The organism is Streptosporangium sp. 'caverna' (assembly GCF_003203775.1).
Classification (GTDB): Bacteria; Actinomycetota; Actinomycetes; order Streptosporangiales; family Streptosporangiaceae; genus Streptosporangium; species Streptosporangium subroseum.
The window spans coordinates 736,087-749,586 of sequence record NZ_CP029711.1 but is presented as its reverse complement, the minus strand read 5'-3'; the positions used below and the strand labels follow the sequence as shown (position 1 = coordinate 749,586).

General features: G+C 69.3%; 10 protein-coding genes and 1 tRNA gene. 2 read left to right on the top strand and 9 right to left on the bottom strand.

Translation table 11 applies throughout. The annotated features are described in order from the left end of the window. Positions 1-170 precede the first annotated feature (170 nt). The 4 genes from rplK to DKM19_RS03520 all read right to left on the bottom strand — a co-directional run bounded on the left by rplK (position 171) and on the right by DKM19_RS03520 (position 2,113). The gene (rplK, locus tag DKM19_RS03535; protein WP_110694471.1) at positions 171-602 is read right to left on the bottom strand and encodes a 50S ribosomal protein L11; all 432 of its coding nucleotides are present in this window, start codon (positions 600-602) and stop codon (positions 171-173) included. A gap of 117 nt (positions 603-719) precedes the next feature. After that, positions 720-1,649, bottom strand: coding sequence for a transcription termination/antitermination protein NusG (nusG, locus tag DKM19_RS03530; RefSeq protein ID WP_204358642.1), 930 nt, complete (start codon positions 1,647-1,649; stop codon positions 720-722). A gap of 68 nt (positions 1,650-1,717) precedes the next feature. Next, positions 1,718-1,966, bottom strand: a complete 249-nt coding sequence (secE, locus tag DKM19_RS03525; protein WP_089210234.1) for a preprotein translocase subunit SecE — start codon at positions 1,964-1,966, stop codon at positions 1,718-1,720. A gap of 74 nt (positions 1,967-2,040) precedes the next feature. Beyond that, positions 2,041-2,113, bottom strand: a tRNA-Trp gene (locus tag DKM19_RS03520). 331 nt (positions 2,114-2,444) lie between these two features. Between DKM19_RS03520 and DKM19_RS03515 the strand changes: the two genes are divergently transcribed. Beyond that, positions 2,445-3,650: a pyridoxal phosphate-dependent aminotransferase gene (locus DKM19_RS03515; protein ID WP_110694469.1), complete on the top strand. Its 1,206-nt coding sequence runs from the start codon at positions 2,445-2,447 to the stop codon at positions 3,648-3,650. A gap of 291 nt (positions 3,651-3,941) precedes the next feature. Here DKM19_RS03515 and DKM19_RS03510 read toward each other — a convergent pair whose 3' ends face one another. Both DKM19_RS03510 and DKM19_RS03505 read right to left on the bottom strand, forming a co-directional pair. Beyond that, on the bottom strand, positions 3,942-5,993 hold the full coding sequence (locus DKM19_RS03510) for an AAA family ATPase (RefSeq protein WP_110694468.1): 2,052 nt from the start codon (positions 5,991-5,993) through the stop codon (positions 3,942-3,944). After that, the gene (locus DKM19_RS03505; protein ID WP_110694467.1) at positions 5,990-7,939 is read right to left on the bottom strand and encodes a hypothetical protein; all 1,950 of its coding nucleotides are present in this window, start codon (positions 7,937-7,939) and stop codon (positions 5,990-5,992) included. The genes DKM19_RS03510 and DKM19_RS03505 overlap by 4 nt, the downstream gene beginning before the upstream one ends. Before the next feature lie 447 nt (positions 7,940-8,386). Between DKM19_RS03505 and DKM19_RS03500 the strand changes: the two genes are divergently transcribed. After that, positions 8,387-9,406, top strand: coding sequence for an adenosine deaminase (locus DKM19_RS03500; protein ID WP_110694466.1), 1,020 nt, complete (start codon positions 8,387-8,389; stop codon positions 9,404-9,406). On the opposite strand, the gene DKM19_RS03495 is transcribed toward DKM19_RS03500, so the two are convergent. From DKM19_RS03495 to DKM19_RS03480, 3 genes are all read right to left on the bottom strand, one after another. Beyond that, positions 9,395-10,216, bottom strand: coding sequence for a hypothetical protein (locus tag DKM19_RS03495; RefSeq protein ID WP_110694465.1), 822 nt, complete (start codon positions 10,214-10,216; stop codon positions 9,395-9,397). The genes DKM19_RS03500 and DKM19_RS03495 overlap by 12 nt on opposite strands. After that, the gene (locus tag DKM19_RS03490) at positions 10,203-10,787 is read right to left on the bottom strand and encodes an RNA polymerase sigma factor (protein ID WP_204358641.1); all 585 of its coding nucleotides are present in this window, start codon (positions 10,785-10,787) and stop codon (positions 10,203-10,205) included. The genes DKM19_RS03495 and DKM19_RS03490 overlap by 14 nt, the downstream gene beginning before the upstream one ends. Positions 10,788-11,078: 291 nt before the next feature. Beyond that, on the bottom strand, positions 11,079-13,124 hold the full coding sequence (locus tag DKM19_RS03480; RefSeq protein ID WP_110694463.1) for an NB-ARC domain-containing protein: 2,046 nt from the start codon (positions 13,122-13,124) through the stop codon (positions 11,079-11,081). Positions 13,125-13,500 lie beyond the last annotated feature (376 nt).

Genomic DNA, 13,500 nt, shown 5'->3' with positions numbered 1-13,500 from the left:
CTCCTGTGAATCCGAGTGTCCGTGGTACGGGCCAGCGCCTGGCCCCTCCACTTACTTCGACGTTGTGGTGACGAACGCGCTCTTGGTCGCGGTCGCTGCCGGACTCCTGGCCGATGTCGCGGATCCCGATGGGGTCCGTCTCACCGCCCGGCCCGGATGATCGGGTGCTGCTAGTCGACGATCGTGATGCCCATCGACCGGGCGGTGCCGGCGATGATCTTCTCGGCCGCCTGGATGTCGTTGGCGTTGAGGTCCTGCATCTTGGTCTCGGCGATCTGGCGCAGCTGCTCCTTGGTGAGCTTGCCGACCTTGTCCTTCTGCGGGACTGCCGAGCCCTTCGCCACGCCGGCGGCCTTCTTGATCAGCTCGGGCGCCGGGGGCGTCTTCGTGATGAAGACGAAGCTGCGGTCCTCGAAGATGGTGATCTCAACGGGGATGATGTTGCCGCGCTGGGCCTCGGTGGCAGCGTTGTACTGCTTCACGAATTCCATGATGTTGACGCCGTGCGGACCGAGGGCGGTACCGACCGGCGGTGCGGGAGTGGCCTGGCCAGCGGGAAGCTGGACCTTGACCAGTGCCGCGATCTTCTTCTTAGGAGGCATGGTTCTCTCCGGGTCCTCAATCGGGTTGGTGCGGCTCCCACGCAGACACGGGGAGCATGTCGGCGGGCCGCGCTTCGCGAAGCACGGCCCCCGAACGACTTAGTTTATGCGATTCGGTCAGATCTTCGAGACCTGGTTGAACGAGAGCTCAACCGGGGTCTCACGACCGAAGATCGACACCAGCACCTTGAGCTTCTGCGACTCGGCGCTGATCTCACTGACCGTCGCGGGCAGAGTGGCGAACGGGCCGTCCATGACGGTGACGGACTCGCCGACCTCGAAGTCGACGGTCGCGGCCGAGGCCTTGGCGGTCGACTTCTTGACTTCCTCGGACGGCTCCGGCGCCAGCAGCTTGGCGACCTCTTCGAGACTCAGCGGGCTCGGCTTGTTGGACAGGCCGACAAAGCCGGTCACACCGGGCGTGTTACGCACCGCGGACCAGGACTCGTCGGTGAGCTCCATCCGGACCAGCACGTAGCCGGGCAGGACCCGCTCCTTGACGAGCTGGCGCTTGCCGCTCTTCACCTCGGTCACGTGGTGAGTGGGCACCTCGACCTGGAAGATGTAGTCCTCCATGTTGAGGGACTGCGTGCGGGTCTCGATGTTCGACTTCACGCGGTTCTCGTAACCCGCGTAGGAGTGGATGACGTACCACTCGCCGAACAGACTCCGCAGGTGGTCCTTGAACTCCTCGACCAGGTCGACCTCGGGAAGGACGTCGCCGTCCTCGTCGACGGCGCCGGCCTCCGAGACCACAGCGGCCTCGGCGGCCACGTCGTCGTCCTCATCGGACTCGTCGTAATCGTCGTCGTCCTCGTCGGCGTCGTCCTCATCGGACTCGGCGCCGGGAAGGACGTCACCGTCCTCGTCGACGGCGCCGGCCGCGGCCTCTTCGGCCTCGGTTTCAGCGTCGACGTCGACGTCGGATCCGGCAGCGACGGCCGACTCATCGGACTCGTCGAGCGAACCCTCCGCAACGTCGACGGCTTCCGGCTCCTCCACGCGCTCCGCGCGGGACTCGCCAGCCGACTGTGAAGACTCGGACACGGTGACTCATTCTCTTTCCGTCGATGGGCTGAATGGACTGACCGCGGGACAACCCGCCGGATGCCGGTTCAGGCTCCGCCGAAGATTCTCAGCACACCCTCGGTGAACACGTAGTCCAGCACGGACACGATTCCGATCATGATCACAACGAAGACCAGAACGATGATGGTGTAAGAGATAAGCTCTTTGCGCGTAGGCCAGATGACCTTACGCAGCTCAGCTATGATCTGCCGATAAAAAAGGGCGGGAGAAGTGCGCTTGGCCTTCTTCTCACCACTCGGCTTGTCTGCGGTTTCGCCGCGCGTGTCGATCGCCACAGTCCTCACCTGATCCGTCGAGTCCAACGCATATCAGCGGCGCGCTAGACGCCAGATGCGCGGACCGCTCCTCGCAGGGCACGAAGGACTCGAACCTTCAACCGCCGGTTTTGGAGACCGGTGCGCTACCAATTGCGCTAGTGCCCTAAGACATGAACCACCATACATCGGTTGGACCGAAGTTTGGTCGCGGCTCACGGTCTCACGCCGCCGGTTCAGGCATGCGGCGGAAAGACCACGTCGGATTCTACGTCGGAATGGCCACTACGTCGAACCAGCGGCCGATTGCCCAGATCAAGGACCCGTTTACGTGCTTGTACGGCTTGTACGGCTTGTCACTCGCCGTCTGCCTCATGGACGGCGCGCGGTGCCCGCGGCCGGCCGGCCGCATCGTGAACGGCGCGCGGGGACCGTGACCCGCCGTCCGCATCATGGATAAGGAGCGGAGACGGCGGGGCGGATCTGTAAACATGGACGCATGACCCGTCCTCGCATCTCAGCACGCATCTCCGCGATCTCCGAGTCCGCCACGCTCGCCGTGGACGCCAAGGCTAAGGCGATGAAGGCGGCGGGCCGCCCGGTCATCGGCTTCGGCGCCGGAGAGCCGAACTTCGCGACTCCCGACTACATCGTCGAGGCGGCCGTCGAGGCGGCCCGGAACCCCCGGTTCCACAAGTACACGCCGGCCGGCGGCCTCCCCGAGCTCAAGCAGGCCATCGCCGACAAGACGCTCCGCGACTCCGGCTACCAGGTCGGCGCGGCCCAGGTGCTGGTCACCAACGGCGGCAAGCAGGCCGTCTACCAGGCGTTCGCCACGCTGCTCGACCCCGGTGACGAGGTCGTGGTCATCGCCCCCTACTGGACCACCTATCCCGAGGCCATCAAGCTGGCCGGCGGGGTCCAGGTCGACGTCGTGACCGACGAGACCACCGGCTATCTCGCGAGCGTCGAGCAGCTCGAGGCGGCGCGCACCGACCGCACCAAGGTCCTGCTGTTCGTCTCCCCGTCCAACCCGACCGGCGCGGTCTACAGCCCCGAGCAGGTCGAGGCGATCGGCCGCTGGGCCGTCGAGCACGACCTGTGGGTCGTCACGGACGAGATCTACGAGCACCTCACCTACGGCGACGCGACGTTCGCGAGCATCGCCACCGTCGTTCCCGAGCTGGGCGACAAGGTCGTCGTGCTGAACGGCGTCGCCAAGACCTACGCGATGACCGGCTGGCGGGTGGGCTGGCTGATCGGCCCCAAGGACGTCGTGAAGGCCGCGACCAACCTGCAGTCGCACGCCACCTCCAACGTCTCCAACGTGGCCCAGATCGCGGCCCTGGCCGCCGTCACCGGCGACCTGTCGGCCGTCGCCGAGATGCGCGAGGCCTTCGACCGCCGCCGCCGGACCATGGTCCGGATGCTCAACGAGATCCCGGGCGTGCTCTGTCCCGAGCCCCTGGGCGCGTTCTACGTCTACCCGTCGGTCAAGGGGCTGCTGGGCCAGGACTTCGGCGGCAGGCGCCCGCAGACCTCCGCCGAGCTCACCGAGCTCATCCTTGAGGAGGCCGAGGTCGCCCTCGTCCCTGGCGAGGCCTTCGGCACCCCGGGCTACTTCCGCCTGTCCTACGCCCTCGGCGACGACGACCTCATCGAGGGAGTCGGCCGGATCGCCAAGTTCCTGGGCGAGAGCCGCTAGCCGTACCGGACGCGAGAGGCCCGGCCCTCGTCGATATCGATCCCGAGGTCCGTCTCGTCTCCCGGGCCGAGGGTCGCGACGATCATCGGGCTCGGGCGGCGGGCGCCGCCTCTTCACCACCCCCGGATCCGCGGATCCGGGGGCCGGGTCTTCCCGCGGCGGGTGCCTTCGCCCCGGATCCGGGGGTCGGATCTCCATACGGCGGGCGCCGCCTGCCCCTCGGATCCGAGGGGCAGATCTCCGTGCGGCGTCTGCCGCCTTAACCGCGCCTCCGGTCCGTGGATCCGAGGGTCAGATCTCCAGAGGTTTCAGGGCGTAGGCCACGGTGGCCTCGATGTGGGAGGTCGCGCCCTCCTCGAACGCCACGGCGTAGGCGGCCGGGCCGATCAGGTCCATGGCACGGGTCGCGGCGCTCTCGCGAGGGCGGGTCATGGCGTCGGCTCCGAGGCCGGGCAGGCCGAAGGTGATCCAGATGCGCTGGGCGGCGCCCAGGAGCCAGGCGGCGCGCTCGCCGTCACCCGCTGCCGCGGCGACCCGTGCGATCTGGTCGATGGCGAGGACGCTGCCGACCACGTCGCGCAGTTGCCATTTGACCTCCAGCGACGCCCTGGCAGCCTCGGCCGCCCCGGCGACCTCGCCCCGGTTGAAAAGGGCGAGGGAGAGAACGTAGTCGCAGAGCGAACGCTGGGACAGCTCGCCACAGGCCTCGCAGCGGAGGCGGACCTCCCGCAGGATCTCCACCGCCTCGTCGAAGTCGCCGCCGAAGGTGGCCGCCATGGCGAGGAGCAGGGGAATGGACGGCCCTTTCACGGATTCCGGGTCCGTCTCCCGGAACTTGACCGCTCCCTCCAGCGCGTACGCCCGCGCGCCGCCGAGGTCGGCGGTGAACAGGCAACTGCCGGCGAGGCGCAGGTAGGCGTTCGCCTCCGCGTCGGTGTCGCCGTACCGCCGCGCGTTCTCGAGGCACTCCTCGGCCCGGCTGCGGGCCAGGACCATGTCCCCCTGGATGAGCGCGAGGTGGGCGACGGCCCAGAGAGGCTTGGATCTGGCCGGGTTGGGGCCGGGGGAGGCGGCCAGCGCGCGGTCGAGGTAGTAGCGGCCCTCCCGGATGAGGCCCAGATGGCACCAGAGCACCCACAGGGCCCCGCTCAGCTCCAGGGCGGCCCGATGGTTGCCGGCGGTGAGACAGCGGTTGAGGGCCGTACGGAGGTTGGGGAGCTCCTTGTGCGCCCAGTAGGCCCATTCGAGCTGGCGCGGGCCGTACCACTCGGCGTCCATGCGGCGGGCGGTGGACAGGTAGTGGTCGCGGTGCCGGCGGATCATGAGGTTGCCCTCGCCGAGCTCGTTCAGCCAGTCACGCCCGTAGTCCCTGATGGTGTCGAGCATGCGGTAGTGATCGCCCACCCGCGCGAGAACGGACTTCGTCGCGAGCGAGGAGAGCACGGCGGGCACGTCGGGCAGGCGTTCGTCCTGGCAGACGCCGCAGGCGGACTCGACGTCGAAGGCACCCGCGAAGACCGACAGACGGGCCCAGAGCAGGCGTTCGGCGGGAGTGCACAGCTCGTGACTCCAGCCCGCGGCGGTGCGCAGCGTGTAGTGGCGGATGAGGAGGCCGTCACCGTCGGCCAGCAGCTTGAACCGGTCGTCGAGCTGGTCGGCGAGCTGGATCGCGGACAGGCCGCGCATGTGGCTGGCCGCCAGCTCGATGGCGAGCGGCACGCCGTCGAGCCTGCGGCAGAGCCGGGCGACGGCCATCATGGCCCGTTCGTCCGTGCGCAGCCCGGGGGCCACGGCCTTCGCGCGGTCCAGGAAGAGGCTCATCGCGTCGTAGCTGGCGAGGTCGGCGGTCTCGGGCGGGGGGACGGGAAAGGGGTTGACGACCATGACGACCTCCAGGGGGAGGCCGAGCTCCTGGCGGCTGGTGGCGATGATCCGGACGTCGGGCGCATCGGTCAGGATGGAGACGATCAGGTCGCTGCAGGGGCCGACCAGGTGCTCGCAGGTGTCGAGGACCAGGAGCAGGCGCCGCTCGGCGAGGAACTCGGTGAGCGCCTCCAGAACCGAGTGTCCGGACTGCAGGTGCAGGCCCAGCAGCCCGGCGATGCGGCCGGCGAGCAGGTCGCCGTTGGTCTCCGGCGACAGCTCGACCACCCAGACGCCGTCGGGATAGTCCTTCCGCGCGTTCTGCGCGGCCTTCAGGGCCAGGCGCGTCTTACCGACCCCGCCGGAGCCGTGCAAGGTGAGCAGACGGGTTCGGGCGAGGAGCTTCCCGATCTCCTCCAGCTCATAGGCACGGCCGACGAAACTGCTCATCTCGGCCGGAAGGTTCCCGCGCGAGGTCAAGAAAAAGCTCCCTGAAGTGCGTGTTCCACCGCGGCTCGAAGGCCGATCATCCCTCCCTCTTCGTTCAGCCGCTCGAACTCCGCCCTGCCCATTCGGCCGCGCAACCTCAGCTCCGCCTTGCGGAGCAGGCTCGTGATCATGGGCGAACGGCTGGGCGGGACCTCGGCGTTCTCCCAGGCGGCCTGGGCCGCGCCGAACATGGTCGCGGCGAACGTGTCGTTCGTGTCGGTCTCCGCGATCACGACGAACACCTCGAGCGCCTCCATGAGGGAGATCGTGTCTCCGAACAGCCGGGCGCCCCGGAGAGCTCCGCGGGCGGCCACGACGGCGGAGGCGGTGTTGCCGAGAAGATGCTCGGCCTGGCCGAGGAGAAGATCCAGGCGTATGAGGGTCCAGTAGTCGCCGCAGGACTCGCAGAGCTCGCGGCCCTCCTCGAGGACGGACACGGCCTGGTCATGACGGCCCGTGAGCATCATGGCGGTGGCCACGACCGTGTAGGTGGGCAGGAAGCCGGGGAAGACGTTGCCGGTCGAGCGGTGGCGCACCCGGGCGTGCTGGATGAGCTGGAGGGCCTCCACCACATCGCCCCTGACGACCGCCAGGTGGGCCTGGAACTGGCTGACGTAGGCCGTGGCATAGCCGTCGGCGTCCTCGGCGGCGCACTCGGTGAGAATGCTCTCCGCCCGGTCGAGGTCGCCGCGCTGGATCGAGACCCAGGCGTGCACCCACAGTGCCTTGACCCGCTCGGGGCTGGGGGTTTGGTCAAGCTCCAGACCACGCTGGAGAAGATCGTCCCCGGGGGCCTGCATGCCGCAGCACGCCCACAGGAACCACAGGTTGCCGACCAGGTCAAGGCCCTTGCGGTATTCCTCGGGCCGGGAGTAGCAGTATTCGATGGCCCCGCGCATGTTGGCGCATTCGAGCACCAGCCTCCGGTACCACTCGAGCTGCCTGCCCTGCCAGCTCATCTCGGCGCGGGCGGACAGGCCGAGGAAGTGGTCGCGGTGGCGCCGCCCCGTCTCCTCCGTCTCGCCGAGGCGCTCCAGCCAGACGGCGCCGAACTCGCGGACGGTGTTGAGCAGGCGGTAGCGAACGCCGCCCTCACCCTCCTCGCGGGCGAGGATCGACTTGTCGAGCAGGCCGAGCAGGGCGTCGAGAACCTCCTCGGCTCCGAGGACGCCGCCGGCGCAGACGCCTTCCGCGGCTTCGAGGTCGAAGGTGCCGGAGAAGACCGACGCCCGAGCCCACAGGAGGCGCTCCTGCGGACTGCAGAGCTCGTGGCTCCAGCCGTAGGCGGCGCGCATCGAACCGTGCCGCCGGGTGCCGGGGGCGGTGGCGAAGACGTCGGCCTCCCCCGGATCGGGGCCGGCCGCGGCAAGCTCGATCGCCAGGGGCAGGTTGTCGAGCCGTTTGCAGAGCTCCTCCGGGTCCGTCCCGATGAGCCGGCTGCCGGCGAGAATGTCGAGCAGGTGGGCGGCATCCGCGTCGGGCAGACCTCCGACCGGGTAGAGGTGCTCGCCGGGCAGCCCCAGCCGCTGCCTGCTGGTGCTCAGGACGCGCAGTCCCTCGACCGACCGCAGCAGCAGGCCGATCAGGACGCCCACGGCACCGACGACGCGGTCGCAGGTGTCGAGGACGATCACACTGCGGCGTGGGATGAGCTCGTCGATCAGGGATCGCAGCACGGGCACGTCCGGCTGCCTGCGAACGCCGATCGTGTCGGCGAGCATGCCGGTCAGGACCTCCAGGTCGGCCGGGGCCTCGGCCAGCTCGACGACATGGACGTCTCCCGGGAGCTCGTGTTCCAGAGCACGGGCCAGGCGCAGCGCGATACAGGTCTTTCCGGCGCCGGCGGGACCGGTCAGCGTGACATGACGCACCCTTTCGAGCAGGGTGGAGACGTCGGCCAGCTCGGTTTTCCTGCCGACGAAGACATCCGCTCTCATGGCAGCCCCTGCGTCGTCCTGACTACACGTGCACCTACGGTCGCACGTAGGCAGTGCCCACTGAAACCCCGTTGCTCACATTTCCTTCGATAAGACTTAACCTGTAATGGGATTCGCACTCCTGTTGTAATGCGAGTCACACTCCTGATTTTCATGAATGAAACACAATCTGTGACATGTACGGCGCTCTTGCGCACGGAAATTCGGTGGAAACCGGCAGGGGCCACTCATTCGGATCCGGAGTCGAAACTCCGTGTGATCGGAAAATCGCCGAAGACCGCCTCGTCGAATTCCTCTGGTTGGAGCCCCAGGCCCCGGCTCTGGAAAGCATGCCGGCGTCCTCCCTCATCGACGAGGTCTCCTCTCGATCTTCCCACCTCGCGAACGAACCGTCAGGTTGAGACCAAAAATTGTCAGCGCACGTCAGACCTGCGGCACCATGTTGAAATGCCACGTCCCCTCAGAGAGCTGCCCAAGGCTCACCTGCATCTGCACTTCACCGGCTCGATGCGGCACTCGACCCTGATCGATCTCGCCCGCGAGCAGAACCTGCATCTGCCGGACGCGCTGGAGGACGACTGGCCACCCCAGCTGCGGGCGACCGACGAGCGGGGCTGGTTCAGGTTCCAGAGGCTGTACGACATCGCACGGTCGAGTCTCCAGCGGGAAAGTGACGTCTACCGGCTGTTGCGCGAGGCCGCCGAGGACGAGGCGGCGGAGGGATCGGGCTGGCTGGAGATCCAGATCGACCCGTCCGGATACGCGCAGAGGTTCGGCGGGCTCACCTCGACCATGGAGCTGATGCTCGACGCGGCGCACAAGGCCGCCGACCACGCGCAGATAGGCGTCGCGGTCGTGGTGGCCGCCAACCGGACCCGCCATCCCCTCGACGCCAAGACGCTCGCCCGCCTCGCCACGCACTACATGGACCAGGGCGTCGTCGGGTTCGGGCTCTCCAACGACGAGCGCCGCGGCCGGGCCCGCGACTTCGACGGGGCCTTCCGGCTCGCCAAGCGGGCGGGGCTGCTGTCCCTGCCGCACGGCGGGGAGTTGCTGGGCGCCGAGAGCGTGGCCGAATGCGTGGACGTGCTGAGCGCGGACCGGGTGGGGCACGGCGTCAGGGCGGCCGAGTCGCCGCGGCTGATGGAGAAGCTCGCCCGCCGGCAGATCACGTGCGAGGTCTGCCCGACCTCCAACGTCGGGCTCGGAGTGGCGGCGAGCGCCGAGGACGTGCCGCTGCGGAGGTTGTTCGACGCGGGCGTGCCGATCGCACTGGGCGCCGACGACCCGCTGCTGTTCGGAGCGCGGCTGCTGCCCCAGTACGAGCTGGCCCGGCAGGTGTACGGCTTCTCCGACGCGGAGCTGGCCGAGCTGGCCCGGCAGTCGATCCGGGCGTCGGCGGCCCCGGAGTCCGTGCGCAAGGACCTCCTGCAGGGGATCGACGACTGGCTGGCGTCAGAGGGCTGAGCGGGCGATCTCCAGAGCTCCCTGGAGGTCACCGACGCCCTCCAGGCGCAGGCCGACCCCCTTCTGCTGCCAGATGAGGGTGGGATCGGCCAGGCGGGCGCGGGCCGAGGCCTCGCCACCGCCCCGGGGAAGGTAGGTCAGACCGTGTTTGGCCGGAATCCACCACGCCTGCGAGGTGCCGAGGCTGACCTCGTCCGGCCAGGGTGGTCCCAGCTCCTTGCGGAACGCGACCTGAAGGACGCCGTCGTACTCGTCCAGCCTGACGCCCGGCCAGAACAGCGACACCACCCGGCCGCCGTCGCTCACCCTGACCTCGGAGGGCTCGCCCAGCCGGGACGGGACGGAGATCGCGAACGCCACCTGCTCGCGGGCCTGCTCCAGGGTGACCCTCCGCTCTCCCGGCAGCGGGCTCGGCACCCCTGACGGCAGCGGCCCGGGGTCGCCGATCCTGAGCTCGACCCCGGCGAACCGCAGGACCTCCACGACCGCGGCCCTTCCCGCGGGCGTCGCGCCGAAGAACAGGGCGAGGAGGATCGCGACGACGGAGACGATCGCCCGCCTCCGCGGGCGGGCACCGGGCCTCAGCGCGCGCCATGCCCGCCGTACCGGCGAGGGACGGTCAGCGTCCTCGACCGATCCGAGACGTGCCCGTACGGCCTCCGCGACCGGCTCGGGCGGCCCGTCCGCGACCGGGAGTGCCTCGAGGCGTGCCCGTACGGCCCGCGCCACCTCGGCGGGAGGCGGGGACGGGACGTCGAGGGTCTCCCCCAGGGCGAGGAGCCCGGCTTCGAGATCGTCAGATGAGGTCACGTGCCACCCCCTCACGCAGGCGGGCCAGTCCGCGGAAGGTCCGCGACTTGACGGTACCGATCGGGAGGTCGAGCACCTGGGCGGTCTCGGCCTCGGACAGCTGAAGGAAGTACCGGCAGACGACGGCCTGACGTTCCCGCTCGGGCAGCGTGCGCACCGCTTCGAGGAGCCGGCTCCGCCGATCGGTCGCGACGGCCGCGTCCTCGGGAACCTCTCCCTTCGCGGGATCGACCTCGGTGAGCTTCACGACGAGCTCGGCACGACGGCCCCGTGAACGGGTCAGATTGTGGGTCTCGTTGGCCACGATCCGCAGCAGCCAGGGACGGAACGGCGCGTCACGGCGGAAGGTGCCCAGGTGGCGGTAGGCCTTGACGAACGCCTCCTGGACGACGTCCTCGGCCTCGTCCCCGGCGCCGAGCATGGCCGCGGTGCGGTGTGCGAGCGCGCTGTAGCGGGTGACCAGCGCCTCGTAGGCGTCCAGGTCACCGGCCAGAGAGCGGGCTATCGCCTCATCGTCGTCCGTCGGGGCTCCTTCGCGGATGTCGTGACAGATTTCACCGCATGGGAGCACCCAATGGGAAGACCATCGGAATCCACAGAGTTCGCAAAGGCCGTCGAAGCCCATGAGATCCGTGGAGCCGGAGCCCGTGAGCTCTGTGGAGCCGAAGCCCGTGAGGTCCGTGGAGTCCGAGGTCCACGGAGTCCGTGAAGCCGGCGGAAGCCCTCGATGAGCCTCTCGGAGCCGTCAGAGCCGTCGGAGCCGTCAGAGCCGTCAGAGCCGTCAGAGCCGTCAGAGCCGTCAGAGCCGTCAGAGCCGTCAGAGCCGTCAGAGCCGTCAGAGCCGTCAGAGCCGTCAGAGCCGTCAGCCGAGGGCGTAGGCCATCGCGGAGTCGAGGTCGTCGTCGTGGCCCTCGGCGAAGATCGCGTCATAGGTGTCGTCGCCGAGCAGTTGCCTGGCCGTGCGCTCGGCCACCGTCCTCGGCTCCGACACGCTCTTCGAGCCGAGGCCCCGCAGCCCGAACGTGTCGCACAGCCGCGCCGCCGAGCCCTGGAGCCTGGCCGTACGGTGGCCGTCGCCCTCGACCGCGGCGATCACCGCGAGCTGGTCCAGCGCCAGCGCCACGCCGACGGCGTCGCGGAGCCGCCATTTGACGTCGAGCGACTGCCGGGCCGCCACCGTCGCCTCGGCGGCGCGGCCGAGGCCGAGCTGGGCGATGGAGAGCACGTAGTCGCCGCAGGCGCGGACCCAGAGCTCGCCGCGCGTGTCGCAGAGCCGCTGTACCTCCTCCAGCACGGAGACGACCTTGGCGAACTCGCCGCGCCACGTCGCGGCCGTGGCCAGGGTTACCAGGGCGATCGGCTCACCGACGGTCACGGCTTCGGCCTTTCTGAAGTATTCGCGTACGAGATCGACGGCGGGCTCGACCTCGTCGAGAGAACCGGCGAACAGGGAACGGCGGGCCAGGCGGAGCTGGGCCTGCCCGGCCGCCGCGTAGTCGCCCCAGTCGAGTGCCGCGGACAGCGCCGCCTCCGCCCGGAGCCGGCCGAGCTCCAGCTCGCCCCGGGCGATGGCCACGCAGCCGTCGGTCCACAGGAGTCTGGGCAGCCCGGGATCGGTGACGGGCGCGGCGTCGATCACCCGCTTCAGGTAGTAGCGCCCCTCCCTCAACCGGCCCAGGCAGAACCAGAGGATCCAGAGCGTCCCCGCGAGCTCGATGGACAGCGAGGTGGACGGGGAGTCGGAGTCGAGCGCGAGACGGAGGTTGGTGACCGAGAAATTCAGGCGGTCCGCCCACTCCTCCTGCCGGGGGCCGTACCAGTCGGCGTCGGCCTGGCGGGCCAGGTCGAGGTAGTAGTAGCGGTGCCGCCGGGTCAGGCGCTCCTCGTCGCCGAGCCGGGCGAGCTGCTCCCTGCCGTGGTCCCTGACCGTTTCCGGCTGCCGGTAGCCGCCGGGAACCCGGATGAGAAGCGACTTCTCCACGAGGTCGGCCAGGAGGTCACGCACGTTGACCAGGTGCCGGTCGCCGCACACCCACACGGCGGCCGCCGCGTCGAAGTTTCCCGCGAAGACCGACAGCCGGGCCCAGAGCAGGCGTTCCTCGGGGCCGCACAGCTCGTGGCTCCAGCCGATCGCGGTGCGCAGGGTCCAGTGGCGGGTGAGCAGTGCCCGCTCGTCGTACAGGGCGTCGAACCGTTCCTCCAGGTGGTCGGCGAGCCGCTCCACCGTCATGGTCTTCAGCCGCACGGCGGCCAGCTCGATGGCGAGCGGGATGCCGTCCAGCCGCCGGCAGATCCTCGCCGCGGCCGCCAGGGTCGCCCCGTCCACCTTCAGGCCCGGCACCGCGGCCCCGGCCCGGTCGAGGAAGAACCGGAGCGCGTCGTTCGCGCCCGGCGCCCCGATCTCCGGTTCGGGCGTCTCGAACGGCTCGACGGGCAGCGGCGTCTCCTGCGGCAGTTCGAGGGCCTGGCGGGAGGTCACGACGATCCGCACGCCGGGGGCGGCGGCCAGGATCTCGGCGACGAGGCCGCGGCAGGCGGCCAGGAGGTGCTCACAGCCGTCGAGGATCAACAGCAACCTCTTGTCCGCGAGGAACTCGACGAGCACCTCGATCTGCGACCGCGCCGACTGCTCGCGGAGGCCGAGGACCGCCGCGACCGTGTGGGCGAGCAGGTCGCCGTTGTGCTCACCGGACAGTTCCACCAGCCAGGCGCCGGCCGGATAGGAGTCACGGCATTCCTCCGCGGCCTTCACCGCGATTCGTGACTTGCCCACGCCTCCGGAGCCGGTGACCGTGATCAGCAGTGCCTCCGGCAGGAGCTTCAGCAGCCGTCGCACCTCGCGCTCGTGACCGATGAAACCGCTCGTCTCCGCGGGGAGGTTCCCGCGCCACCATGGAACCTGTGCCATCGGCTCGCGCTCCTTCCACCTGGTGGAAATACCACCTTGGAGGAATCGCACCTTCTCAGCATCACGAAGCGGTCGGCGGACCGCCCACGGGTGGGGTTTCCTCCTCCTCCAGTGCAAATCTGACAGCCGCGTCTAGGTCGGATTTCCCCCCGCGCGCCGTGAAACTCGAGAATTACGACTTTTTGACAGACAACGCAGCAGATTCACCAATCAACGCCAGAACGGGCAAACCCCGGCGCTCGACCCCCGATGTGGACCAGGCACGGCGAGCCGCCGCCCGCGGCGGCACCTTCTGACAACTTCCCCTCTATCCCCGACGCTCCGCCCCGCTCGGCGTCCGGCAACCCGCGCATCCCGCCAAACAGAAGAAAGCGCA

Excerpts from the sequence above, each read along its gene's own strand:
- rplK (WP_110694471.1), bottom strand. The coding sequence starts at position 602 with ATGCCTCCTAAGAAGAAGATCGCGGCACTGGTCAAGGTCCAGCTTCCC.
- DKM19_RS03515 (WP_110694469.1), top strand. The coding sequence starts at position 2,445 with ATGACCCGTCCTCGCATCTCAGCACGCATCTCCGCGATCTCCGAGTCC.
- DKM19_RS03505 (WP_110694467.1), bottom strand. The coding sequence starts at position 7,939 with ATGAGAGCGGATGTCTTCGTCGGCAGGAAAACCGAGCTGGCCGACGTC.
- DKM19_RS03500 (WP_110694466.1), top strand. The coding sequence starts at position 8,387 with ATGCCACGTCCCCTCAGAGAGCTGCCCAAGGCTCACCTGCATCTGCAC.
- DKM19_RS03480 (WP_110694463.1), bottom strand. The coding sequence starts at position 13,124 with ATGGCACAGGTTCCATGGTGGCGCGGGAACCTCCCCGCGGAGACGAGC.